A 21,921-nucleotide genomic window follows, 5' to 3' on the forward strand; every position below is an offset into this window, starting at 1 on the left:
TCAGCTGTCCGCGTCACCGGCGCCGCGGTGGCCGAGGCCGGTGCGCGCGGTGGTGGGGATGCGGCCCAGCCGGCCCGCCTGGAAGTCGTCGAACGCCTGCTGCAGCTCGTGCTGGCTGTTCATCACGAACGGCCCGTAGTGCGCCATCGGCTCCCGGATCGGACGTCCGCCGAGGAGCACGATCTCCAGGTCCGGGGCGTTGGAGTCCTGGGACTCGTCCGCCCGCACCGTCAGCGAGCCGCCCTCGCCGAAGACGGCCGTCTGCCCGGTGCGGACGGGCCGGCGGTCCGCGCCGACCGAGCCGCGCCCGGCCATGACGTACGCCAGGGCGTTGAAGTCCTCGCGCCACGGCAGGGTGATCTGCGCGCCCGGCGAGACGGTCGCGTGGATCATCGTGATCGGGGTGTGGGTGATGCCCGGGCCCTGGTGGCCGTCCAGCTCGCCGGCGATCACGCGGAGCAGCGAGCCGCCGTCCGGGGTGGTCAGCAGCTGGACCTGGCCGCCGCCGATGTCCTGGTAGCGCGGGGGCATCATCTTGTCGGAGGCCGGGAGGTTCACCCACAGCTGGAGGCCGTGGAACAGCCCGCCGGACACGACGAGGGACTCCGGCGGTGCCTCGATGTGCAGGAGGCCCGAACCGGCGGTCATCCACTGGGTGTCACCACCGTTGATGATTCCGCCGCCGCCGTTGCTGTCCTGGTGGACGAAGGTTCCGTCGATCAGGTACGTGACGGTCTCGAAGCCGCGGTGCGGGTGCCAGGGCGTTCCCTTGGGCTCACCGGGCGCGTACTCCACCTCGCCCATCTGGTCCATCATGATGAACGGGTCGAGGTACTGGTAGTTGATCCCGGCGAACGCGCGGCGCACCGGGAATCCCTCGCCCTCGAACCCACCGGGAGCGGAGACGACGGCCAGCACCTTGCGCGGGACGGCGGCCTGCGGCTCGGCCACGCGCGGAAGGGTCAACGGGTTCTCAACAGTCACTGCGGGCATGGTCAGGACCTCCTTCTGCGTCGAGTTTAGTTGAAACTCGAACTTTCTGCCACACCCGCACAGAACATCGCCCCGACCCGCGTCATTCCCGGCGATCGCGGAGGGGCAGCAGTGCGGCGGGGCCCTCCCCCGTGGGGGCCCCGCCGCACTGATAGTCGGGAACGGCCGCCCGGGCCGCGATCCTTTCGGGCTGGGCCGAAGAGTGGGCCGGAGGGCGGGCCGGGGAGCGGGTCAGCCGCCGCTGTGCAGGAGGTCCACGCCCAGACCCGTCACCGAGTGCAGGACCGCCTTGCCGTCGCGCTCCGTCGTGATCAGGCCCGCCGCGCGCAGCGTGCGGGTGTGCTCGGAGACCGACGGGAGGCTGATGTCGAGGTCCCGGGCCAGCTCGCTGGTCGTGCGCCGGCTCACGAGCAGCTGGAGCACCGCCGCCCGGGTGCGGCCCAGCAGCGCGTCCAGCGGGCCCTCCGCCGGGCCCGGGGCGGTCAGCGGCAGCGGGGTCAGCGCCGGGTACAGCAGGACGTGCGGCCCGTCGGGGTGCCCGGCGACCAGCGGGCGGCCCGTCCAGAACGGCGAGGGCATCAGCATCAGCCCGCGCCCGCCGAGGTGGACCTCGTAGTGCGGCGGCCGGGCCACCTCGAAGACCGTTCCCGACCAGCGGGCCGCCGGGTGGGTGCTGGCCAGGCACGCCTTGATGCCGTGGGTGGCCAGCAGCCGCGTGCGCCAGGCGACGTCCGCCCGGAAGGACTGCCGGATCCGGGCCCAGTGCGGGGCCACCAGCACTTCGTGCCCGGACCGGATCGCCCCGTCGAGCTGGTCCCAGGCGGCGGGGTCGTGGCGCCACAGGGCGCGCAGCCAGGAATCCGGCCCGGGGGCCCGCGCGGCCGCGCGGGCGAGCTGCTCGCCGGTCAGCCGCGGCGCGGCCTCCCGCACCGCGGCCAGGCCCTCGTCGAGGGTGCGCGCGTACGGTTCGACGAACTGCGGGTTGTCGCCGTCGGGGCGCAGCAGGTCGAGCAGCGGCCGCACCCGGCCGGGCAGCTCCTGGCCGGCGCGCGCCCGCCAGCGGCCGAAAACCGCCGGTTCGTCGGTGCGCTGCCAGGCCACCAGGGCCATGGCGAGCTCCACCAGGGGCAGCGGCTCGGCGGCGAACCGGATGCCGAGCAGGTCCTCCGCCGTGAAATGCATCCGCAGCATCGCCCCGCCCCCCACCCGTCAGGCTTCAGCCGGTACGGCTACCCGTACATCCGGCGCATCGCGAAGTCGACCATCTGCTCGACCGCCTTCGCGTCGAAGACCATCCGGTGGTCGCCCTCCATGTCGAGGACGAAGCCGTAGCCGGTCGGCAGCAGGTCGATCACCTCGGCGCCGGTGATCACGAAGTACTTGGACTCCTTGCCCGCGTACCGCCGCAGCTCCTTGAGCGTGGTGAACATGGGGATGACCGGCTGCTGCGTGTTGTGCAGCGCCAGGAAACCGGGGGTGTCGCCACGCGGGCAGTAGACCTTCGAGCCGGCGAAGATCTGCTGGAAGTCCTCCGCGGAGAGGGATCCGGTGGTGAAGGCCCTGACCGCGTCCCCCAGGGACGGCGGGGACGGCTCCGGGTACAGCGGCGGCGCCTGCTGCGCGTAGCCCTGCGGGGGCTGCTGCGCGTACTGCTGCTGGGCGCCCGGGTTCTGGTCGTAGCCGTACATGGGGCGAAGCCTACCGACCGGCCACTCGCCGTCGGACACGGATTTCCCGCCAGGCTTGACGCTGGTCACAGTCGTCAGGGGTTGCGTCTTATTACCGGTGGGTAGCATCATTACGTTACCGATTGGTATGTACGAGGAACCTGTCTCCCCGAGCCTTAACGGAGCCGTCGCCATGGGGCACTACAAGTCGAATCTCCGCGACATCGAGTTCAACCTCTTCGAGGTGCTCGGCCGCGACAAGCAGTACGGCACCGGTCCGTTCGAGGAGATGGACACCGAGACCGCCAAGAGCGTCCTGTCCGAGCTCGCGCGCCTCGCCGAGAACGAGCTGGCCGCCTCCTTCGAGGACGCCGACCGCAACCCGCCGGTCTTCGACCCGGCCACCAACACCGCGCCCGTCCCGGCCTCCTTCAAGAAGAGCTACGAAGCCTTCATGGACTCGGAGTACTGGCGCCTGGGCCTGCCCGAGGAGATCGGCGGCACCACCTCGCCCCGCTCCCTCATCTGGGCCTACGCGGAGCTGCTGCTCGGCTCGAACCCGGCCATCTGGATGTACTCCTCCGGCCCGGCGTTCGCCGGCATCCTCTTCGAAGAGGGCAACGAGGCGCAGAAGAAGGTCGCCCAGATAGCCGTCGAGAAGCGCTGGGGCTCCACCATGGTCCTCACCGAGCCGGACGCCGGCTCGGACGTGGGCGCCGGCCGCACCAAGGCGATCCAGCAGGCGGACGGCTCCTGGCACATCGAGGGCGTGAAGCGCTTCATCACGTCCGGCGAGCACGACATGGAGGAGAACATCCTCCACTACGTCCTCGCGCGCCCCGAGGGCCACGGCCCGGGCACCAAGGGCCTGTCGCTCTTCCTCGTCCCGAAGTTCCACTTCGACTGGGAGACCGGCGAGCTGGGCGAGCGCAACGGCGTCTACGCCACCAACGTCGAGCACAAGATGGGCCTCAAGGCCTCCAACACGTGCGAGATGACCTTCGGCGACCAGCACCCCGCCAAGGGCTGGCTGATCGGCGACAAGCACGACGGCATCCGCCAGATGTTCATGATCATCGAGTTCGCCCGGATGATGGTCGGCACGAAGGCCATCGCCACCCTCTCCACCGGCTACCTGAACGCGCTGGAGTACGCCAAGGAGCGCGTGCAGGGCCCGGACCTCGCGAACTTCATGGACAAGACCGCGCCCAAGGTCACCATCACGCACCACCCCGACGTGCGCCGCTCGCTCATGACGCAGAAGGCCTACGCCGAGGGCATGCGCGCCCTGGTCCTCTACACGGCCTCCGTGCAGGACGAGATCCAGGTCAAGCAGGCCGCGGGCGAGGACGCCTCCGCCGAGATCGGCCTGAACGACCTGCTCCTGCCGATCGTGAAGGGCTACGGCTCCGAGAAGTCCTACGAGCAGCTCGCGCAGTCCCTGCAGACCTTCGGCGGCTCCGGGTACCTCCAGGAGTACCCGATCGAGCAGTACATCCGCGACGCCAAGATCGACACCCTCTACGAGGGCACCACCGCCATCCAGGGCCAGGACTTCTTCTTCCGGAAGATCGTCCGCGACCAGGGCGCCTCGCTGAACGTCCTCTCCGAGACGATCAAGAAGTTCCTGGCCGAGGCCGTCGGCGGCGAGGAGCTGGCGGGCGCCCGCGACGCGCTCGCCAAGGCCGCGGTCGACCTGGAGGCCATCGTCGGCCAGATGATCGTCGACCTCACCGCCACCGGCGAGGACGTCAAGAACATCTACAAGGTCGGCCAGAACACCACCCGCCTGCTGATGGCCTCGGGCGACGTGGTCGTCGGATACCTGCTCCTCAAGGGCGCCGCCGTGGCCGCCGAGAAGCTGGCGACCGCCGCCCCGAAGGACGTCCCCTTCTACACCGGCAAGATCGCCGCCGCGAAGTTCTTCGCGTCCCAGGTCCTGCCGAACGTCTCGGTCCAGCGCCAGCTGGCCGAGGTCGTCGACAACTCCCTCATGGAGCTCGACGAGGCCGCCTTCTAGGCAGCACCGCCCGCCGGCCCCGCCCGTCACACCCGTACGCGGTGAACGCACAGCGGCCGGGCCTCCACCCGGAGGCCCGGCCGCTGGCGCGTGCAGGATGCATGCAGGAAGCGTGCAGGAGCCGTGCACGATGCGTGCCGGGACCGGGCACCCGACACCGGCCGCAGCCACTCTGTCCTGCGGCTTTCCCCCTATGTCAGTCGTTCATGGGACGCTCGTACGCATGAGTCCACAGGATCAGCACGGCAGCAGGGGGTACTCCGTCCCCACCGGGCGTCCGTACGCCCTCAAGGAGCTGCAGGCGAGCCTGGGCAGCCTCGGCGACCACCTGCGCGAGCTGTACGACGGCGCGCACCCCGCCGAGTACGACGGCATCGCCGACGCCCTGTACGTGGCCTTCCGGACGGCCGCCGGACTGGCCCCCGCCAAGAGCTACACGGGCTGCCCCGAGCACCCCAACGGCGCCCTCGACCCCGAGGCGCCCGAAGGATGGGGCCGCTGCCTCATCTGCAACGACCGCCGACGCCTCGGACAGCGCCGGCACGGCGGCCCCGCCGCCGCACCCGCCGGAGAGCAGCGCCGCCTCGGCTACCCCGTACCGGACCCCCCGTACACGCTCGAAGTGCTGCGCACCCACCTGCGTACCGTCGAGGACCAGAGGTTCCACCTCAGCCTGTCCTCGCCCGCGGAGGACTTCGTCCGCATCGCCGACGACCTCCACCGCTCCTTCATCGTCGCCCGGGAACTGTCCCGGCCCCGCAACGCCTCGGGATGCAACGAACATCCCGGCGCGCCGATCGACCCCGACGCTCCTCCCGGCGAGGCCTGTATCTTCTGCGCCGGACGCAGAAGACGCGCGCAGCGCTCCCCGCAGACCCCGGAGATGCTCCCGCGCATCCGCCGGGGCGAGCGCAGGCAGCTGCAGCGCCGATTCGAGCGTCCGCCGGGCTGAAAACCGACGGGACCGCAGATCACCCGCCCTGCGGCCCCTGAGCACCGGCCATCCCTCGCAGTCCGGCCATGGCGAACACGACCGTCGTTAAGGTGAACCACATGAGCTCTCCCGCCCGCTTCGACCGCGGCCACACCGACGATCTGATGACCTTCCTGACGGCCAGTCCGTCGCCGTACCACGCCGTGGCCAACGCGGCGGAGCGGCTGGAGAAGGCGGGCTTCAGGCAGTTGTCGGAAACGGACGCCTGGGATGCGGGCACCGGGGGCAAGTTCGTGCTCCGCGGCGGTGCGCTCATCGCCTGGTTCGTCCCCGAGGGCGCGGCCCCGCACACCCCCTTCCGGATCGTCGGCGCGCACACCGACTCCCCGAACCTGCGGGTCAAGCCGCTCCCTGACACGGGCTCACAGGGCTGGCGGCAGATCGCCGTCGAGATCTACGGCGGCACCCTGCTCAACACCTGGCTGGACCGCGACCTGGGCCTGGCCGGACGGCTGACCCTGCGCGACGGCACCGAGCGACTGGTGAACGTCGACCGCGCCCTGCTGCGCGTCCCCCAACTCGCCGTCCACCTGGACCGGTCGGTGAACAGCGACGGCCTCAAGCTCGACAAGCAGCGGCACATGCAGCCGATCTGGGGTCTGGGCGACGTCCAGGAGGGCGACCTGATCGCCTTCCTGGAGGAGGAAGAGGGCCTGGACCAGGGCTCGGTGGCCGGCTGGGACCTGATGGTCCACTCCATCGAACCGCCCTCGTACCTGGGCCGTGACCGCGAGCTGGTGGCCGGCCCGCGCATGGACAACCTGCTGTCGGTGCACGCGGGCGTGGCGGCGCTGGCGGCGGTCTCCACCGCCGACAAGCTCGACCACATCCCGGTGCTGGCCGCCTTCGACCACGAGGAGAACGGCTCGCAGTCCGACACGGGCGCGGACGGCCCGCTCCTGGGCAACGTGCTGGAACGTTCAGTCTTCGCCCGCGGGGGCTCGTACGAGGACCGCGCGCGGGCCTTCGCCGGCACCATCTGCCTGTCCTCGGACACCGGTCACGCCGTGCACCCCAACTACGGCGAGCGGCACGACCCGACGCACCACCCGCGCGCCAACGGCGGACCGATCCTGAAGGTCAACGTCAACCAGCGGTACGCCACGGACGGCAGCGGGCGCGCGGTGTTCGCCGCCGCGTGCGAGCGGGCCGGCGTGCCGTGGCAGACCTTCGTCTCCAACAACTCGATGCCGTGCGGCACGACGATCGGCCCGATCACCGCCGCCCGCCACGGCATCCAGACCGTGGACATCGGCGTCGCGATCCTCTCGATGCACAGCGCCCGCGAACTGTGCGGCGCGGACGACCCGTACCTCCTCGCCAACGCGCTGGTGGCCTTCCTGGAGGGCTGAGCCCCCAGGAAGGCCGGTACCGGCTACCCCTCGGCGTCCATTCCCGCGAGGACGAGGGGCAGCCGGGAGGTGCCGTCCGCGGTGACGCGGACCGGCACGCCCCAGTCCTGCTGGTGGACGTGGCAGGCCGGGTACTCGTTGGCGGGGTCGTCGTCGCAGGACGCCGCCATCGCCGACACGTGCAGGACGCCCTCGGTGACGTCCGGGTTCAGCGTCAGCTCCCGGAACAGGTCGCTCCCGGCGCCCTCGCCGGCCGCCAGCAGCTCCGGCGGGGTCGAGGAGACGAGCAGCCGGGTGGAGGGCCCGTAGCGGGTGTCGAGCTTCTGCCCGCTCGGGGCCTGGAAGACCACGTCGAGGCGGAGCGTGCCGGGAGCCACCTCGGTGGCGGCCCGCTGCGTGCGGTGGGCGACCGCGTCCACGCGCACCGCCTCCTCCGGCAGGCGCAGGCGGGTCAGCCGGTGCCGGGCGGACTCGACGACCACGATGTCCTCGCCCACCAGCACGGCGTCACTGGGCTCGCGCAGATCGGTGGCCAGGGTCGAGACCTGCCCGGTGGCCGGGTCGAAGCGGCGCAGCGCGTGGTTGTAGGTGTCGCAGACCGCGACCGAGCCGTCGGGCAGGGCGGTCACGCCGAGCGGGTGCTGGAGCAGGGCCTGGGCGGCGTCGCCGTCCCGATGGCCGAAGTCGAACAGCCCGGTGCCGACGGCGGACTTGATGACGTACCCCTCGTCACCGGCTTCCACGTACCGCAGGGCGCTGGTCTCGGAGTCGGCGATCCACAGCCGGTCCCCGGCGGCCGCGAGGCCCGAGGGCTGGGCGAACCAGGCCTCGGCCGCGGGCCCGTCGAGCAGTCCCTCGTTGGTCGTACCGGCCGCGACCTCGACCGTCCCGGCCTGCGGGTCCCAGGTCCACAGCTGGTGCACACCGGCCATGGCGATCCACACGCGGCCCTGCCACCAGGCCACGTCCCACGGCGAGGACAGGTCCACCTCCAGCGCCGGCCCGGAGGTCGGCGCCCCCTGCCACCACTGGCGCCCGGTCCCGGCGACGGTCTCCACCTGCCCGGTGGCCGGGTCGTAGGTGCGCAGCGCGTGGTTGACGCTGTCGGCGACGACGACCTTGCCGTCGGGCAGCAGCGCGAGGCCCTGCGGCTCGCTGAAGCTGTCCCCGGCGAAGCCGCGCTCGCCGCTGCCGATGCGGCGTACGACGCTCTCGCCGTCGGCGGCCAGCTCCACGAGCTGGTGCCGCGTGGAGTCCGACACCAGCAGGTTCCCGGACGGCAGCAGCAGCGCCTTGCCGGGGAAGCGCAGGTCGCCGGCGACCGGCTCGGGCGCCACGTACGGCCCGTCGCCGCGCCGCAGCGTGCCCTTGGCCTCGTGCTCGGCCTCCAGCTCCTCGACGAGGCGCGCGATGGCGTGCGCATGCCCCTCACCGGCGTGCTGGGCGACGATGTACCCCTCGGGGTCGATCACGACGAGCGTGGGCCAGGCGCGTACGGCGTACTGCTTCCAGGTCGCGAGCTCGGGGTCGTCCAGCACGGGGTGGTGCACCTGGTACCGCTCGACGGCATCGACCACGGCGGCGTGCTCGGCCTCGTGCACGAACTTCGGCGAGTGCACGCCGATGATCACGACGGTGTCGCGGTGCTTCTCCTCCAGCTCGCGCAGCTCGTCCAGGACGTGCAGGCAGTTGATGCAGCAAAAAGTCCAAAAATCGAGGATCGCAATGCGTCCTCGCAGGTCGGCGAGGCTCAGTTCCTTCCCACCGGTGTTCAGCCAGCCGCCCTTGCCGATCAGCTCGGGGGCACGGACACGGGCACGGCGGGGCGCGGGCGCGGGGGTGGGCGCCGGGACGGCATCGTTCATGCTTCAAGCTTGCCATCCGGGTATGAACGCCGGGTCACACGGATGCGGCAAGGTTCTCGGCGGGGCGATCCGAGCTGGTCAGCCCCGGCGGGCGGGGCCGGGCGGTAGCGTGCGGGGGTGACAGTCAGCACGCCGCCGAGCGGGCGGATATTCGATGCCGTGAACGCCACCGCAGTGCAGAGCACGGACGGGTTGCGCGAGCTCTACGAGATGCCCGGCGAGATGGCGCGCCGCAAGACCGTCGACCGGATCCACGGGGCCGCGCGGGCCGTCATCGGGCGGTCGTCGCTGGTGTTCGTGGCCAGCGCCGGGGCCGACGGGGCCTGTGACGTCACGCCACGGGGCGGGCCGCCCGGGTTCGTGGCCGTGCTGGACGAGTTCACGCTCGCGCTGCCCGACGCCACCGGCAACAAGCGGCTCGACACCGCGCACAACATCGTGGAGACCGGCCGGGCCGGGCTGGTCTTCGTCATCCCCGGCCGGGCCACCACCCTGCGGGTCAACGGGCGGGCCTGCGTGTCCGCCGATCCGCGGCTGCTGGAGCAGTTGACCGCCGTCGGCAAGCCCCCGCGGAGCGCGATCGTGGTGGAGGTCGAGGAGGCCTACCAGCACTGCCCGAAGGCGTTCCTGCGCAGCCACGCGTGGCAACCCGAGCAGTGGCTCGCCGAGGACGCCGTGCCCAGCTCGGCCGAGGTCACCCTCTCCCACCTGGACCTTCCCGGTCTGACGATCGAGGAGATCCGGCAGCAGGAGCGCGAGTCCCTGCTGTACCGCTACGAGTAGTCGAAGAGGGCGCTCAGGCGGGGCAGTCGAGCCGCCATCTCCTCGCTGTCGTCGAAGTCGAAGTCCCAGGACGGGTCCAGGGCCGGGTAGCTGATCGTGAAGGAGTCCGCGGGCAGTTCCCGGCCGGTGCCCGCCCCGTAGGCGGTCCAGGCGATGGAGAGGGCGGACTCGTCCCACAGCTCCAGGCCCTGCGCCGCGGCCTCGCGGACCGCGGGGTGCGCGGCCAGCGAGTCGGGGTCGGCCAGGGCCGTCTCGAAGGCCTCCTGCCCCTGGGTGAGGAGCCAGCCGCGGAAGTAGTCGAAGCCGTCGTCCGAGCAGCCCCCGTTGATCACGTAGGCCGCGGCCCAGAGCGGCGCCCGGTAGGACTCCGCCAGCAGGTCCCACAGCACCTGCTGGGACGCGGCTATCTCCGCCTCCGGGTTGTCCGCGAGGAGCTGCGCCGCGCGCGAGGCCACCCCCTGCGGTTCCGCGTCCGCACGGGCCGTCTCGATCAGCTTCCAGAACGTCTGCTTGTCCATGGGGAAAGCCTGGCAGCCGGGTCTGACATCAGGCGGTGGTGCTGAGGAAGGTGTGGAGGGATCTTGTGAGCGCGCCGACGAAGGCGTCCTGTACCGGCGCCGGGACGAGGTCCAGGGACAGGTACGGGTTCAGGTCCTCCAGCTCGACGAGGAGCAGTTCGCCGGACGGTGCCCGGCAGGCGTCCACGCGCTGGATGCCGTGGTCGAGGGTGTTCCAGTCGACGAAGGAGCGGGCGAAGGCCAGGTCCGCGTCGGTCGGGGTGTAGGGCGCCAGTTCCCAGCGGCGGGCCGGATCGGGGGCGTGGAGCGCGTACTGGAAGGCGTCGTCGACGAAGTAGAAGGACACCTCGTACGTGAAGTCGATGCGCGGCTGGATCAGCACGGCCCCGGGCGGCCCGTCCGGCGTCGCGGTGAAGGTGAGGCCGATGGAGTCGGCGCCCTGCTTCGGCTTGACCGCGTACTGGGGGACCTGCGGCAGTTCCGCGAGCCGGGCGGGGTCGTCGATCGTCGGGATGACGGGGTAGCCGGCGGCCGTCAGGTCCAGGAGGTACTGCTTGCCCGCCATGTCGGCGCGGCCGGTGAGCGGGTTGTAGACGCGGGCCCCGGTGGCGAGGGCGGCCGCGCGGAAGGAGTCGTAGGCCTCCTGGTAGTGCAGGACCGGGCCGCTGTTGCGGACGATCACCGCGTCGAAGCCGAGCGGCAGCAGCGCCTCCGCGTCCGCGGGATGGCACAGGGCCAGGTCGAACTCGGCGCGCAGCCGGGACGTGAGGAATATGTCCTCGTCGCAGTAGCGGCGGCCGCGTGCGGGGTACGCCAGGTCGGTCACGTAGAGCAGGGGCATGAGGGCAACCTATCGCGGGCACTGATCAGCGCATGAAATACCTCGTTCGGGACAAAATGCTGGCCATCGGGGACGACTACTGGATCGAGGACGAGGACGGGCGGCACGCCTTCCTCGTCGACGGGAAGGCGCTGCGCTTCCGGGACACGCTGGAGCTGAAGGATCCGGACGGGCTGATCCTGATCACCCTGCGGGAGAAGCTGTTCACCCTGCGGGACGCGATGACGCTGGAGCGGGACGAGCAGCGGCTCGCGGTGATCCGCCGGAAACGGCTCTCGCTGCTGCGCAATCACTTCCGCGTGACCCTGGCCGAGGGCACGGAGCTCGACGTCAGCGGGCGCATTCTGGACCGCGAGTTCAAGGTCGAGTACGACGGGGAGCTGCTCGCGCTGGTCTCGCGTCAGTGGTACCGCCTGCGCGAGACGTACGCGGTGGACGTGGTCCGGGAGGACGCGGACGCGGCGCTGCTGATCGCGGTCGCGGTGTGCGTGATCCGGATGGCGGAGAAGGAGCGGGAGGGCGGGATCAGTCCCGATGGTGTTCCCGGGCCGTGAGCTGGCCCTGGACGTAGGCGTCGGTGTCCGGCGCGTACGGGCCTCCGTGGTCGAACAGGAGGTCGGTGATGCGGTGCCACTCGGCGGCCTCGGCGCGCACGGACGGTTCGGCGGACTCCAGGTCGCCGGCGTCCGCCAGCACCGACTCCAGGGCGGCGTGCGCCTCGTGGTGGGTCAGGCCGGTGGCCCGGTCCCGGACGCGCCGGCGGGCGGCGATCTCCGCGGCGGCGGGCTCGTGCGGGTCCAGGGCGGCCTCCAGCACGTCCTCTGCGTCATGCGTCACGGCGCACCCGCCTCCTCGTTCTCGTGCTCGTCCTCGTCGCGGTACCGGCGGCCGGCGCCGCCCGTCCCTCTCCTCTGCCCCCGAACCCCGGCGCCAACCGGGGTCGACGGAGTCAACAGGGTGACCGGCGTCAACGGCATCACCGGGGTCACCCCCGATGCCGTCAGCGCAGCCGGCGGTCCTTCAGGGCCGGGAACTGGGCGCGGGTCTCGGGGACCTTGGCCGGGTCCAGGTCCACGGTGAGGACCTCCTCGCCGGGGCCCGCCTCGGCCAGCACCTCGCCCCACGGGTCGACCACCAGGCTGTGCCCGGCCTGTTCCACGCCCGCGTGGGTGCCGGCCAGCCCGCACGCCAGGACGTAGGACTGGTCCTCCACGGCGCGCGCCCGGCTCAGCAGGGTCCAGTGGGAACGGCGGCGCGCGGGCCAGCCCGCCGCGACGACCATCGCCGTGGCCCCGGCGTCGACCAGGCCGCGGAACAGCTCGGGGAAGCGCAGGTCGTAGCAGGTGGCGATGCCGAGGGTCTGCTCCGGGAGGGCCACCGTCGTCAGGGAGTCCCCGGCCGACATCAGCACGGCCTCGCCCTGGTCGAAGCCGAAGCGGTGGATCTTCCGGTAGGTGGCGGCCAGCTCGCCCGCGGGGGAGAGGACGAGGGCGGTGTTGTAGAGGGAGCCGTCGCCCGCGCGCTCCACGATCGAGCCCGCGTGGAGCCAGACGCCGGCCTCGCGCGCCGCCTCGGACATGGCCTCGTAGGTCGGACCGTCCAGGGGTTCGGCCTCGGTCTCGAACTGCTCGTAGGCGAAGGCGCCGACCGGCCACAGCTCCGGCAGGACGACGAGATCGGAGTCCGCCTGCTCCCGTACGAGTTCTGCCACGCGGGTACGTCGGGAAGACACCGACTCGCCCTCGTTCACTGCGATTTGGATCAGCGAGGCGCGCACACTACCACCGTCCTGGCGTTCAAGCCGTCAACTCGGGCCTACGATCGTCACACGAAAGCACTGCCGGGGTGCTCACCGGCAGCGTAGTTTTGGAAACTGAGTCCACAGCTTCTTAAAACGCGCCATTGAACAGCACCGCGAGGGGTCCCGTTGACCGTCCATCCGCATCCCGCCCTCCAGCCCTATGCCGACGCGTGGACGCACTCCATCGAGGCGATATCCGAGTTGGTCCTCCCTCTGACGGAGGGCGAGTGGAACCGGGCGACGCCCTGTCCCGGCTGGTCGGTCCGTGACGTCGTGTCACACATCATCGGTATCGAGTGCGAGCAGCTCGGGGATCCGCGGCCGATCCACACGGTGGCGCGGGACCTGCGGCACGTGGTGGACGAGTTCAGCCGGTACATGGAGGTGCAGGTCGACGTACGGCGTCACCACACCGCGCCGGAGATGACCTCGGAGCTGGAGTACACGGTGATCCGGCGCTCGCGGCAGCTGCGCAACGAGAAGCGGGATCCGGACACGATGGTGCGCGGGCCGCTCGGTGACCAGGTGACGCTGGAGCAGGCGCTGCGGCTGCGGGCCTTCGACGTGTGGATCCACGAGCAGGACCTGCGGGCGGCGCTGGGGGCCCCCGGGAACTGGGACTCGCCGGGCGCGTACGTGGTGCGGGACCTACTGCTGGCCGGTCTGCCGAAGGTGGTGGCCAAGCGGGCGGGCGCGCCGGCGAACTCGGCCGTGGTGATCGACGTGCACGGTCAGCTGGAGTTCATGCGGACGGTACGGGTGGATGCGGAGGGCCGCGGGACCGTGGACAAGTCGCCCTCGCTGGGCCCGGCGGTGACCCTGACGCTGGACTGGGAGACGTACGTGCGGCTGGCGGCGGGCCGGGTGCGGGCGCACACCGTCGCGGACCGGGTGAAGGTGGAGGGCGACGTCGAGCTGGCGGACGCCATCCTCACGCAGTTCTCCGTGACCCCGTAGCGGACGCGGCCCGGCCCTCCCGCGCCCGGTGACGCGGGGCGCGGGCGGGGGGGGTAGGGGCGGCGGTGTGGACGGCGGTCCTACGGGCCCTCGCGCCCGGCCGTTTCCGGCAGCGGGCACGCCCGGGACACCGGCTCCTGCGCGGGGATCGTGACGCGGATCCGGTCCGCTTCGCGGGCCAGGGCGAGCGGGCGCAGCCGCAGGATGCTGATCACGCCCACCGCTTCGAGGACGAAGACCGTGGAGAAGGCGATGCGGTAGTTGTCGCCGGTGGCGTCCAGCAGGACGCCCACCGTCAGCAGGGTGGTCATGGACGCGATGAAACCGCCCATGTTCGTGATCCCGGAGGCGGTGCCCTGGCGTTCCGCCGGGTTGGCCGGGCGGGCGAAGTCGAAGCCGATCATCGACGCCGGTCCGCAGGTGCCCAGGACCAGGCACAGGGCGACCAGCAGCCACATCGGCGCCCGGTCCCCCGGGTACACGAGGACCGCCGCCCACAGCAGGGCCGTGAGGGCGACCGTGCCCAGGGCGAGCGGGATCCGCGCGGACTGGCGGCGGCCGACGATCTGGCCGTAGGCCAGCCCGAGCGCCATGTTCGAGGCGACGACCAGGGTCAGCAGTCCGCCCGCGGTGGTCCGGGACAGCCCCTGCGCCTCGATCAGGAAGGGCATGCCCCACAGCAGCAGGAACACCATCGCGGGGAACTGCGTGGTGAAGTGCACCCACAGGCCGAGCCGGGTACCCGGTTCGGCCCAGGACTCGCGGATCTGACGGCGCACGAAGCCACCGGACCCACCGGACCCCGCGGTCGCACCGGTCGCGCCGGACGCGCGCCGCACCGGCGCCGGCCCGTACCCCTCCGGGTGGTCCCGCAGGAACAGCACCAGCGGGACCAGGACCACCAGCCCCGCCACCGCGCTGCCCGCGAAGGCGGCGGTCCAGCCGACCCCGTGCAGGACCGGGGCGAGGACGAGGGTGGAGACGAGGTTGCCCGCCATGCCGACCAGCCCGGCCAGCTGGGCCATCAGCGGCCCGCGCCGGGCCGGGAACCACCGGGTGCCGAGCCGCAGGACCGAGATGAAGGTCATCGCGTCGCCGCAGCCCAGCAGCGCCCGCGCCGCGAGCGCCATCCCGTAGGAGGGCGACAGCGCGAAGCCGAGCTGGCCGACGGTGAAGAGCACCGCGCCCAGCGTCAGCACCTTCTTGGTGCCGAGCCGGTCGACCATCAGGCCCACCGGTATCTGCATGCCCGCGTAGACGAGCAGCTGGAGGAGGGAGAACGTGGCCAGCGCCGAGGCGTTCACGTGGAAGCGGTCGGCCGCGTCGAGCCCGGCCACGCCCAGGCTGGTGCGGAAGATCACCGCCACGAAGTAGACGGCGACGCCGATGCCCCAGACGGCGACGGCCCTCGCGCCGCCCGGCGGGTCGGCGGGTATGCCGGCGCTGGCGGGGGAGGCGCTCACCGGCCCCTTCACCGGCCCGGTCCGCGCACCAGGGCCTCGACCCGGCCGATGTGCCCGCGGACCGCCGCGGCCGCCGTCTCCGCGTCCCCGGCACGCAGCGCGTCCAGGATCTCCGCGTGCTCGGCGAGGGTGCGGTCCAGCCGTTCCGGGTGGGCGTGCAGCAGGGCCACGCCCATCCGCAGCTGCCGGTCGCGCAGTTGGTCGTAGAGGCGGCACAGGATCTGGTTGCCGGCGCTGCGCACGATCTCGGCGTGGAAACCGCGGTCGGCGGCCATCATCGCGGCGAGGTCGCCGCCGGCTGCGTGCCGGCGCTGTTCGTCGAGCAGGGCGGCGAGCCGGTCCAGCAGGCCCGGCGGGGCCGGCACGGCTCTGCGTACGGTGAACTCCTCGACCAGCAGCCGGGTTTCGAGGACGTCGGTGATCTCCTGCGCGGAGACCTGGAGGACCAGTGCGCCCTTCTTCGGGTAGAGCTTCAGCAGCCCCTCGGTCTCCAGTCGCAGCAGCGCCTCGCGGACGGGTGTGCGGGACACCCCGACGGCCGAGGCGAGCTCGCCCTCGGTGAGGAGGGTGCCGCCCTCGTAGGCGCGGTCGAGCACGCCCTGCTTGACGTGCTGGTAGACCCGCTCGGCGGCGGTCACGGTACTGGCGGGGGCTGGCATGCGCACAGGATAGATACAACAGGGGTGCATGCGGTGACGGGTCCAGGATGTGGACCCGCGGCCGCCGGCCCACGGGGACGAGCCGCGGCCGCTCCCGCTGCATCGAAGGATGTACCCCGCCTTCGTCCGCCCGCAGGACGTACGGGCACCCGCGCGCCGGGACGCTGGATCCATGGCCGACACCCTGCTCGCCCCGGCGGCACAGAAGACCGCCAGGCTCCCCCTCCTGGACGTCCTGCGCGGCGCCGCCATCCTCGGCACGCTGATGACCAACGTCTGGATCTTCACCTCGCCCGGCTCGGAGTGGTCGGTGCTCCAGGGCGCGCTGAAGGCGCCGGACCCGCTCGCCGACCCCTCCGCCGCGCACCTCGCCGAGAGCGTCTTCCGCTTCCTCGCCGACGGCAAGTTCCTGGCACTCCTGACGGTCCTGTTCGGGGTGGGCCTGGCCATCCAGTACGACTCCGCCGCCCGCCGCGGCGACCCATGGCCCGGCCGCTACCCGCGCCGCGCCGCCTTCCTCTTCGTCGAGGGCACCGTGCACTTCGTGCTCGTCTTCGCCTGGGACGTGCTGATGGGGTACGCCGTCACCGCCCTGCTCGTCGCGTGGCTGCTGGCCCGCTCCGAGAAGGTGCGGCGGTGGGCCATGTGGACGGCCGGCGGTGTGCACCTGGCGCTGGTCTCCCTGGTGACCCTCGACGCGCTGGGTCGCCCCGACGGCTCACCCAAGGACACGGACCCGGCCGCCGTCGAGCTGTACGCCCACGGCGGCTGGCCCGCCCAGATCGCCTTCCGCCTGGAGCACTTCCTCGCCCTGCGCATCGAGCCGGTCTTCTCCTTCGGGCTGCTCGTCCTCCTCTTCCTGCTCGGAGTGCGGCTGCACCGCGCGGGCGCCTTCACCGCCACCGCCGAGGGCCGCCGCATCCGGACCCGGATGGCCGCCTGGGGCCTGGGCCTCGGCCTGCCGCTGAACGCCGCGACCACCCTCGGCGGCGCCGACTTCTACCTCCTGGGCCGCTACGGCGCCGCCCCGCTGCTCGCCCTCGGCTACATCGGCCTGATCGGCATCGCCCTCGACCGGCGCTGGATCCCGGCCGCCGTGCGCACCGCCCTCGGCTCCGTCGGCCGCAGCGCCCTGTCCTGCTACGTCGCCCAGAACCTGCTCTGCATGCTGCTCTGCTACGGCATCGGGCTGGGCCTCGCCGAGCGCCTCGGCGGCAGCGGCCCCTGGTGGGTGATGGGACTGTGGGCCGGCGTGAGCCTGGCCCTGGCCGCCGGATCCTGGCTGTGGCTGCGCCGCTTCGACCACGGCCCGCTGGAGGCCGTGCAGCGCAGCGTCCTCAGGCCGCGCCGGTGACCGCGGTGACCTCCACGTCCAGCACGAACTCGTCGTACGGGGCCTCGTCCGGGTAGGGCGGCCGGACCTGCGCGAAGCGGATCCGGGCCCGGCCCCCACCCGGCGGGCGGCCCCGGACGAGGTAGGTCCGCTCGACCGGGGCCCCGGGGAGGCCGTCGCCGGAGGCCGTCGGGCCCTCCGCCACCGTCACCACGTCCGCGTCCCCGCCGACCTGCCAGGTCCACACGTACCCGCGCGCGCCGCGCCCGGTGAGCCGCAGCTCGTACGACTCGCCCGGGCCCAGCACGATGCTCCGTACCTCCACGCCCGCCCGGTCCTCTCAGACGGGGCCGATCACCGACCCCTCGTGCCAGCCCGCGCCGTCCCGCCAGTAGTGCTGGAGGCGGCGGTCGGTGCGCAGGACGATGACTTCCAGGTTGAACCCGAAACTGCCCTGGAGCATCCCGGTGACGGCGGTGACGTCGTGCCCGAAGACCGCGCTGCGGCGCCAGGGCGATCCGCCCGCGTTGCCGCGCCACCAGTGCTCCACCCGACCGCCGGCGACGGCCACGCACAGCTCGTAGTTCCCGGCGGTGTCCTCGTCGGCGGCCCCGTACTGGCCCTCGATCAGGCAGGGCGCGGAGACGGCCGCCGTACCGCTGCCGAAGATCTCCCCGGCGCGCCAGGCGAAGCCGTTCGGGTCGTCGCGCCACCACAGCTGCATGCGGCCGTCGGTGAGGGCGGCGACGAGGTCGAGGTGGCGGGAGCGGGTCTGGACGAGGGCGGGCCCGTAGTGGGCGATGCCGGAGGCGAAGCGGCCGCCGTCGTTCCAGGTCCAGGGGGCGCCGTTGATGCGCCACCAGTGGTTCAGCCGTCCGTCGGCGGTCCGCACCACCACCTCGAAGTTGCCCGGCTTGCCGTAGTCGCTCTGGATGAACGCCGGGGTCGAGCCGACGGCCGCGTCGCCCGGGCCGAAGGCGCCGCCGTCGCGCCAGACGCGCACGGACTGCTCGAAGTACCAGTGGCGCAGCCGGCCGCCGGTCGTCACGTGCAGGGACTCCATGTTGCGGTTGTAGGTGGTCCCGGTGAAGGCGGGCTGGCCGGAGACGTCGTGGGCGAAGGTGTCCGCGCGGGCCCACGCGAAGGGGGCGTCGCCCTCGCGCCACCAGTGCTGGAGACGGCCGCCCGTGGTGGTGGCGAGGAGCTCGAAGTTGCGGTGGGCGCGGCCGTTGCCGCTCTCGTAGACGTTGCCGGTGTGCAGGCGGCGCTTGGTCCACGGGTCGATGTTGGTGCCGCGCAGGCCGCACTTGACCCAGTGGTCGATGTTGACCTCGCCGTAGGCGATCCGGCCGTAGCCGCCGACGTGGTAACCCGTCCCCCACGAGTTCTTGAACAGCCAGCAGCCGGCCGCGTCGTCGTAGCCGACGATCAACACGCAGTGCCCGCCCGCGAGATGGTCACTGGTGCGGTGGTAGACGCCGGAGCCGAGCCCGAAGAAGTCGTCGTAGACGTCGAAGCAGGCGGTCAGCGGGCCGACCGTGTCCAGCCAGACCTTCTGCTGCTCCACGTCGCCGAGCCGGACGTAGTCGGTGATCCGCACGGTCCGGCCGGACCGGTCCCAGCTGGGCGTGTACTCGGCGCGCCAGGCGTCGCGGCGGGCGGCCGGCAGCCCCGCGGGCGGGGTGCTGTACGGCCAGCAGTCCGGGTCGGCGAGCCCGCCGTTCGAGGTGATCCAGTCGAGGGCGGTCTCCGGATTGCTGCCCTGCCCGCAGGTGAAGCGCAGACCGTCGTGCACGTCCCCCTCGGAGCGCTCCGCCCACACGTCGTGCTCGATCCGGGCCATGGACTCCACCAGGCCCGCGGCGCCGAAGGCCCAGCAGGAACCGCACGGGTTCTGGTCCTTCACCCTGGTGATCCACGGCCAGCCCCAGCGGCTGCGCCAGTCCACGGCGGCGGGCCGCGCCGGGACCGCCGTCCCTCGCGTCCCGGGCAGCAGCCCGTGGGCGGCCCGGCGCCGGGTCAGGTGCGGATTGCCGCTCGCATGGCCGATGATCCCCGGCAGGTCGATCACCCCCACGTCCTCGGCGGGTGTCAGGTTGGCCCCGGGCTCCAGACCGAGCGAAGGCCGCGGCACGGGCTCCTCGTCGGCGAGGTGTTCCAGGACCGACCAGCGCGCCCCCCGCGCGACGAGCTGCGCCCGCAACTCCCCCACCGACTGGACAGATTCCTCCGGCATGGCGGCCCCCCAGCTGCAACCGTTCGGATTCAAGACCCGGGAGCGTCCCGTGGGCGCACTGGGGCGTCAAGGGGGTCCGCACGGTCGCGCGGCAGCACGAGGGGGCGTGCCACGGCGCGGGGGCGGCCGCCGCCCGCTCCCGCGGGCTCAACCGTCCAGCGAGATCGCGTGCTTGGCGCGGGTCACGGATTCCTCCGAGGCGGGTCCGCCGGGGTTCTCGGTCGCCAGGGCCTGGTTGAGGGTGACGAAGGGGCGCATCCGCTCCTCGTAGCGGGCGTACGCGGCGAGGTGGTCGTCCGGTGCCTGCGCGAGGCTGTCGGCGAGCACGTGGGCGCCCACCAGGGCCAGGCTGGTGCCCTGCCCCGAGAGCGGGGAGGGGCAGTAGCCGGCGTCGCCGAGCAGGACGACCCGGCCCCGCGACCACGTGTCCATGCGGATCTGGGCCATCGCGTCGCAGTAGAAGTCGGGCGCCCTGCGGGCGGCCTCGGCCAGGCGGGCCCCTTCCCACTGCAGGGACTCCAGCCTGTCGACGACGAGCCGCCGCAGGGCGTCGCCGGTCCGCAGCTCCGGGGCCAGCGGGCCGGACTCGAAGCCGAAGGCGATCCGGAGTTCGGTGTTCTCGCGCACCGGCATGATGCCGAAGCCCATGTCCCCGTCGCGCAGCCACATCTGCCAGTCCTCCAGGGCGAGGAAGTTGTCCGCGCCGAACACCGAGAGGTAGCTGCCCAGGTGGTGGACGAAGTCCTCCTCGGGGCCGAAGGCCAGGCGCCGCACGGTGGAGTGCAGGCCGTCCGCCCCGACGACGAGGTCGAAGGTGCGGGGCGCCGCGTGCGTGAACCGGGCGCGCACGCCGCTCGCGTCCTCGTCGAGCCCGGTGATGCTGTCGCCGAAGAGGTACTCGACGTCCGCGCGGGTGTGTTCGTGGACCATCCGCACCAGGTCCTCGCGCAGCACCTCGATGTCCTCGCCGTCGAGCCGGCCGCTGCTGAAGGTCGACTCGGTGGAGCGGTCCACCCCGCTGCCGTCGGGGCCGAGGATCGACATGCCGCGCATCCGGGTGCGTACGCGGCTCGCCCGCTCCAGCAGGCCCATGCGGTCGACGACGTCGAGGGCGACGCCGCGGATGTCCACGGCCTGCCCGCCGGCGCGCGGGCCCGGGGCGCGCTCGACGACGGTGGGCTCGAAGCCGTGCCGGCGCAGGCGGTGGGCGAGGACGGGGCCGGCGATGCCGCCGCCGGAGACGAGCACGGTCCGCATGAGAAGCTCCTTCACTGGTCTGTACGCTGTACGCATCCTGAATGTACGACGTACGCGCAGGCCTCTCAACTGGCAAAATTCCTCAGCTGTACTAGGTCAGAGCGACTCCGGGGGACATCACCGCTGCTACCCTCTGCACTAGTACAGGACAGGAAGGCGGCAGAACGTGACGCAGACCACAGGCGCGGCCGGGGATCCCCCCTACCTGCGCATCGTCACCGCGATCCGGCGGCGCATCGCGGACGGGGAACTCGCCCCCGGCGATCGGGTCCCCTCCACCCGGCAGATCGCCGCCGAATGGGGCGTCGCGCTCGCCACCGCCACCAAGGCCCTGACCACCCTGCGCCTGGAGGGCCTGGTCGAGGCCCGCCCCCGGATCGGCACGGTCGTCGCCACCGCCGCCCCGCCCACGCCCGCCGCAGCGCCCCGCAGCCGTCCGTCCGCCGCCGCGCACACCTCGGCAGCCCAGGCGGCACCGGCGGCACCGGCGACACCGGCGACACCGGCCTCCGAGCAGGAGCTGACCCTCGCCCGGATCGTCCGCAGCGCCGTCGACATCGCCGACGCCGAAGGACTCGCGGCGCTCTCCATGCGCGGTGTCGCGGCCCGGCTCGGCGTCGCGACCATGTCGACCTACCGGTACGTCCCGAGCAAGGAGGACCTGATCCTCCTGATGGCCGACGCCGCCTACGGCGAGGAGTCCTACCCCGCCGACGCCCCCGCCCACTGGCGGACGCGCATCGAGGTGGGCGCCCGCACCCTGTGGCGCGTCTACCGCAAACACCCGTGGCTGACCCGGATCAGCTCCCTCACCCGCCCGTTGCTCCTGCCCAACCTGCTGGTCCACGGCGAATGGATGCTGGCCGCGCTCGACGGCCACGGGCTCGACCCGCACACCCTCTTCGACATCCACGTCCTGCTCTACAGCCATGTCCAGGGCATGGCGGTCCACTTGGAGATGGAGGCCGACGCCGAAGCCGCCACGGGCCAGTCGGAGGACCAGTGGATGGACAGCCGCGCCCCCGTCCTCCAGGAACTGGTGGACTCCGGCCGCTTCCCGACCTTCGCCAAGGTGGTCGGATCCTTCGAGGACGGCTACGACCTGCGGCTCGACGCGCTCTTCGAGTCGGGCCTGCGGGCCCTACTCGACGGCCTCACCCCCGTCGTCGAAGGCTAGGCTCG

21 protein-coding genes are annotated in these 21,921 nt (G+C 72.3%); 8 read left to right on the forward strand and 13 right to left on the reverse strand.

The features are described 5' to 3' along the window. The 3 genes from B6R96_RS17510 to B6R96_RS17520 form a co-directional block, all read right to left on the reverse strand. A complete protein-coding gene (locus tag B6R96_RS17510) occupies nucleotides 1-993 on the reverse strand; it encodes a pirin family protein (RefSeq protein ID WP_081522917.1) in 993 nt (330 codons plus the stop codon). 231 nt (nucleotides 994-1,224) lie between these two features. After that, nucleotides 1,225-2,184 carry an ArsR/SmtB family transcription factor gene (locus B6R96_RS17515; RefSeq protein ID WP_030383810.1) on the reverse strand — a complete coding sequence of 320 codons (960 nt, stop codon included), beginning with the start codon at nucleotides 2,182-2,184 and terminating at the stop codon, nucleotides 1,225-1,227. A gap of 38 nt (nucleotides 2,185-2,222) precedes the next feature. Then, complete coding sequence (locus B6R96_RS17520) at nucleotides 2,223-2,681, reverse strand: SseB family protein (RefSeq protein WP_030383811.1); 459 nt, start codon at nucleotides 2,679-2,681, stop codon at nucleotides 2,223-2,225. 172 nt (nucleotides 2,682-2,853) lie between these two features. Between B6R96_RS17520 and B6R96_RS17525 the strand changes: the two genes are divergently transcribed. The 3 genes from B6R96_RS17525 (at nucleotide 2,854) to B6R96_RS17535 (ending at nucleotide 7,026) form a co-directional block, all read left to right on the forward strand. Further along, a complete protein-coding gene (locus tag B6R96_RS17525) occupies nucleotides 2,854-4,680 on the forward strand; it encodes an acyl-CoA dehydrogenase (RefSeq protein WP_053167338.1) in 1,827 nt (608 codons plus the stop codon). 223 nt (nucleotides 4,681-4,903) lie between these two features. Then, nucleotides 4,904-5,632, forward strand: a complete 729-nt coding sequence (locus B6R96_RS17530; protein WP_081522918.1) for a hypothetical protein — start codon at nucleotides 4,904-4,906, stop codon at nucleotides 5,630-5,632. Between the two features lie 101 nt (nucleotides 5,633-5,733). Further along, complete coding sequence (locus tag B6R96_RS17535) at nucleotides 5,734-7,026, forward strand: M18 family aminopeptidase (RefSeq protein ID WP_030383814.1); 1,293 nt, start codon at nucleotides 5,734-5,736, stop codon at nucleotides 7,024-7,026. Nucleotides 7,027-7,049: 23 nt separating this feature from the next. Here the strand turns inward: B6R96_RS17535 and B6R96_RS17540 are convergent, their stop codons facing one another. Further along, nucleotides 7,050-8,891, reverse strand: coding sequence for an NHL domain-containing thioredoxin family protein (locus B6R96_RS17540; protein WP_081522919.1), 1,842 nt, complete (start codon nucleotides 8,889-8,891; stop codon nucleotides 7,050-7,052). 117 nt (nucleotides 8,892-9,008) lie between these two features. Between B6R96_RS17540 and B6R96_RS17545 the strand changes: the two genes are divergently transcribed. Continuing rightward, nucleotides 9,009-9,674: an MSMEG_1061 family FMN-dependent PPOX-type flavoprotein gene (locus B6R96_RS17545; protein ID WP_081522920.1), complete on the forward strand. Its 666-nt coding sequence runs from the start codon at nucleotides 9,009-9,011 to the stop codon at nucleotides 9,672-9,674. Here B6R96_RS17545 and B6R96_RS17550 read toward each other — a convergent pair. Beyond that, nucleotides 9,665-10,192, reverse strand: coding sequence for a DUF4240 domain-containing protein (locus B6R96_RS17550; RefSeq protein WP_081522921.1), 528 nt, complete (start codon nucleotides 10,190-10,192; stop codon nucleotides 9,665-9,667). The genes B6R96_RS17545 and B6R96_RS17550 overlap by 10 nt on opposite strands. 28 nt (nucleotides 10,193-10,220) lie before the next feature. Continuing rightward, nucleotides 10,221-11,033: a hypothetical protein gene (locus tag B6R96_RS17555; protein WP_081522922.1), complete on the reverse strand. Its 813-nt coding sequence runs from the start codon at nucleotides 11,031-11,033 to the stop codon at nucleotides 10,221-10,223. 32 nt (nucleotides 11,034-11,065) lie between these two features. Between B6R96_RS17555 and B6R96_RS17560 the strand changes: the two genes are divergently transcribed. Continuing rightward, a complete protein-coding gene (locus tag B6R96_RS17560) occupies nucleotides 11,066-11,587 on the forward strand; it encodes an LURP-one-related/scramblase family protein (RefSeq protein ID WP_081522923.1) in 522 nt (173 codons plus the stop codon). Here B6R96_RS17560 and B6R96_RS17565 read toward each other — a convergent pair. Together B6R96_RS17565 and B6R96_RS17570 are read right to left on the reverse strand one after the other, a co-directional pair. Beyond that, the gene (locus B6R96_RS17565) at nucleotides 11,559-11,870 is read right to left on the reverse strand and encodes a hypothetical protein (protein WP_234437604.1); all 312 of its coding nucleotides are present in this window, start codon (nucleotides 11,868-11,870) and stop codon (nucleotides 11,559-11,561) included. The two genes, B6R96_RS17560 and B6R96_RS17565, sit on opposite strands and share 29 nt — an antisense overlap. Nucleotides 11,871-12,033: 163 nt before the next feature. After that, a complete protein-coding gene (locus B6R96_RS17570) occupies nucleotides 12,034-12,810 on the reverse strand; it encodes a carbon-nitrogen family hydrolase (protein ID WP_030383821.1) in 777 nt (258 codons plus the stop codon). A 150-nt stretch (nucleotides 12,811-12,960) separates the two neighbouring features. Here B6R96_RS17570 and B6R96_RS17575 point away from each other — a divergent pair, with 150 nt between their 5' ends. Then, nucleotides 12,961-13,791 carry a maleylpyruvate isomerase family mycothiol-dependent enzyme gene (locus B6R96_RS17575; RefSeq protein WP_030383822.1) on the forward strand — a complete coding sequence of 277 codons (831 nt, stop codon included), beginning with the start codon at nucleotides 12,961-12,963 and terminating at the stop codon, nucleotides 13,789-13,791. A gap of 80 nt (nucleotides 13,792-13,871) precedes the next feature. On the opposite strand, the gene B6R96_RS17580 is transcribed toward B6R96_RS17575, so the two are convergent. Both B6R96_RS17580 and B6R96_RS17585 read right to left on the reverse strand, forming a co-directional pair. Continuing rightward, entirely contained in the window at nucleotides 13,872-15,254 is a 1,383-nt protein-coding gene (locus B6R96_RS17580; RefSeq protein WP_107475713.1) for an MFS transporter, read from the reverse strand. Nucleotides 15,255-15,262: 8 nt separating this feature from the next. Next, nucleotides 15,263-15,913: a GntR family transcriptional regulator gene (locus tag B6R96_RS17585; RefSeq protein ID WP_030383824.1), complete on the reverse strand. Its 651-nt coding sequence runs from the start codon at nucleotides 15,911-15,913 to the stop codon at nucleotides 15,263-15,265. A 172-nt stretch (nucleotides 15,914-16,085) separates the two neighbouring features. On the opposite strand from B6R96_RS17585, the gene B6R96_RS17590 reads away from it, so the two are divergent. Continuing rightward, nucleotides 16,086-17,267, forward strand: a complete 1,182-nt coding sequence (locus tag B6R96_RS17590; RefSeq protein ID WP_081522925.1) for a DUF418 domain-containing protein — start codon at nucleotides 16,086-16,088, stop codon at nucleotides 17,265-17,267. Here the strand turns inward: B6R96_RS17590 and B6R96_RS17595 are convergent. The 3 genes from B6R96_RS17595 to B6R96_RS17605 form a co-directional block, all read right to left on the reverse strand. Beyond that, the gene (locus tag B6R96_RS17595) at nucleotides 17,251-17,571 is read right to left on the reverse strand and encodes a protease inhibitor I42 family protein (protein WP_081522926.1); all 321 of its coding nucleotides are present in this window, start codon (nucleotides 17,569-17,571) and stop codon (nucleotides 17,251-17,253) included. The genes B6R96_RS17590 and B6R96_RS17595 overlap by 17 nt on opposite strands. Before the next feature lie 15 nt (nucleotides 17,572-17,586). Further along, nucleotides 17,587-19,482 (reverse strand): C1 family peptidase, encoded by a 1,896-nt coding sequence (locus tag B6R96_RS17600; RefSeq protein ID WP_081522927.1) that lies wholly within the window; start codon nucleotides 19,480-19,482, stop codon nucleotides 17,587-17,589. A 147-nt stretch (nucleotides 19,483-19,629) separates the two neighbouring features. Then, entirely contained in the window at nucleotides 19,630-20,739 is a 1,110-nt protein-coding gene (locus tag B6R96_RS17605) for an FAD-dependent monooxygenase (protein WP_081522928.1), read from the reverse strand. Between the two features lie 166 nt (nucleotides 20,740-20,905). Between B6R96_RS17605 and B6R96_RS17610 the strand changes: the two genes are divergently transcribed. Then, on the forward strand, nucleotides 20,906-21,916 hold the full coding sequence (locus tag B6R96_RS17610; RefSeq protein WP_081522929.1) for a TetR/AcrR family transcriptional regulator C-terminal domain-containing protein: 1,011 nt from the start codon (nucleotides 20,906-20,908) through the stop codon (nucleotides 21,914-21,916). Nucleotides 21,917-21,921: the final 5 nt, after the last annotated feature.

It is taken from the genome of Streptomyces sp. Sge12 (assembly GCF_002080455.1).
Classification (GTDB): Bacteria; Actinomycetota; Actinomycetes; order Streptomycetales; family Streptomycetaceae; genus Streptomyces.

Excerpts from the sequence above, each read along its gene's own strand:
- B6R96_RS17540 (WP_081522919.1), bottom strand. The coding sequence starts at position 8,891 with ATGAACGATGCCGTCCCGGCGCCCACCCCCGCGCCCGCGCCCCGCCGT.
- B6R96_RS17520 (WP_030383811.1), bottom strand. The coding sequence starts at position 2,681 with ATGTACGGCTACGACCAGAACCCGGGCGCCCAGCAGCAGTACGCGCAG.
- B6R96_RS17560 (WP_081522923.1), top strand. The coding sequence starts at position 11,066 with ATGAAATACCTCGTTCGGGACAAAATGCTGGCCATCGGGGACGACTAC.
- B6R96_RS17600 (WP_081522927.1), bottom strand. The coding sequence starts at position 19,482 with ATGCCGGAGGAATCTGTCCAGTCGGTGGGGGAGTTGCGGGCGCAGCTC.
- B6R96_RS17525 (WP_053167338.1), top strand. The coding sequence starts at position 2,854 with ATGGGGCACTACAAGTCGAATCTCCGCGACATCGAGTTCAACCTCTTC.
- B6R96_RS17590 (WP_081522925.1), top strand. The coding sequence starts at position 16,086 with ATGGCCGACACCCTGCTCGCCCCGGCGGCACAGAAGACCGCCAGGCTC.
- B6R96_RS17605 (WP_081522928.1), bottom strand. The coding sequence starts at position 20,739 with ATGCGGACCGTGCTCGTCTCCGGCGGCGGCATCGCCGGCCCCGTCCTC.
- B6R96_RS17530 (WP_081522918.1), top strand. The coding sequence starts at position 4,904 with ATGAGTCCACAGGATCAGCACGGCAGCAGGGGGTACTCCGTCCCCACC.
- B6R96_RS17585 (WP_030383824.1), bottom strand. The coding sequence starts at position 15,913 with ATGCCAGCCCCCGCCAGTACCGTGACCGCCGCCGAGCGGGTCTACCAG.
- B6R96_RS17510 (WP_081522917.1), bottom strand. The coding sequence starts at position 993 with ATGCCCGCAGTGACTGTTGAGAACCCGTTGACCCTTCCGCGCGTGGCC.
- B6R96_RS17515 (WP_030383810.1), bottom strand. The coding sequence starts at position 2,184 with ATGCTGCGGATGCATTTCACGGCGGAGGACCTGCTCGGCATCCGGTTC.
- B6R96_RS17535 (WP_030383814.1), top strand. The coding sequence starts at position 5,734 with ATGAGCTCTCCCGCCCGCTTCGACCGCGGCCACACCGACGATCTGATG.
- B6R96_RS17555 (WP_081522922.1), bottom strand. The coding sequence starts at position 11,033 with ATGCCCCTGCTCTACGTGACCGACCTGGCGTACCCCGCACGCGGCCGC.
- B6R96_RS17550 (WP_081522921.1), bottom strand. The coding sequence starts at position 10,192 with ATGGACAAGCAGACGTTCTGGAAGCTGATCGAGACGGCCCGTGCGGAC.